Consider the following 782-nt stretch of genomic DNA (forward strand, 5'->3'; position numbering starts at 1 on the left):
GGGGGGGTTGCGGCTGTTTGGCGGCGRGGGGGGGGGGGGTGGGGGGGGGGGGGGGAGACCGGGGAAACGTTTGCGCTATCCAAGATGTCCGCTTTCCTAGCCTTCGTCGTTATGGCGCCTGCTCTTGAATGCAGGAAACCCAGACGGAGCGTTCTGTGGGGTATGTGGCGCAAATTGTTCCGCTTTGCGCCCGAATCTCGAGGCTAGAGGTATCCCGACTCGCGCGGATGAGGCAAGATATTAAGCGTTACGCGTTCATTGATCGCGAACCCGCCCAATCAATAGTCCGAACATGATCGGTGATCGCATGACACATGACCCGCAAAGCCTTGTTCCGCGAGCGGTGGATGATGCACCGTCGACCGGGGAGGCGTGGTCGAAAAACCCCGGCATGCCCCCTGCTCCTGAAAAATTCGTTGAAACCTGTGAAGCGTTGCTAGGCGCCGGCGACGGTATGGCGGGACTTAAGCTTATCCTTGAGACGATCGCTGTTCATCAACAGGAGTGGCAGCTTTCCATGGCGGGCGCGTCGCTCGTCCTGCGCTTTACGACGCGGTACGATATTGTAGAAATCCTCTTGCGCAACGTCATCCGTCTGCAACCTGACAAGGTTCCCGCGCAAGCATTTCTCGCTCATTTGCAGATTGTACGTGGGGATTTGGGGGGAGGGTGCGCGAGTTTCGCGCGTATGATGGCGACCTACCCTGAGCACAAGGCGGAGATAGGCGAGTTCATCAGTATGTCCCTGCTGGAAGTGGGATATCCTGCGGAAGCTCTGGAGG

At 58.6% G+C, this 782-nt stretch carries 1 protein-coding gene; it reads left to right on the plus strand.

What is annotated here, in order from left to right; genetic code table 11:
* Positions 1–307: 307 nt before the first annotated feature.
* Positions 308–782 (plus strand): M48 family metallopeptidase (locus tag C0V97_RS17085; protein ID WP_370265889.1); only part of this gene is annotated, 475 nt, incomplete at its 3' end.

This window comes from Asaia sp. W19 (assembly GCF_003994335.1).
In the GTDB taxonomy this organism is placed as follows: Bacteria; Pseudomonadota; Alphaproteobacteria; order Acetobacterales; family Acetobacteraceae; genus Asaia.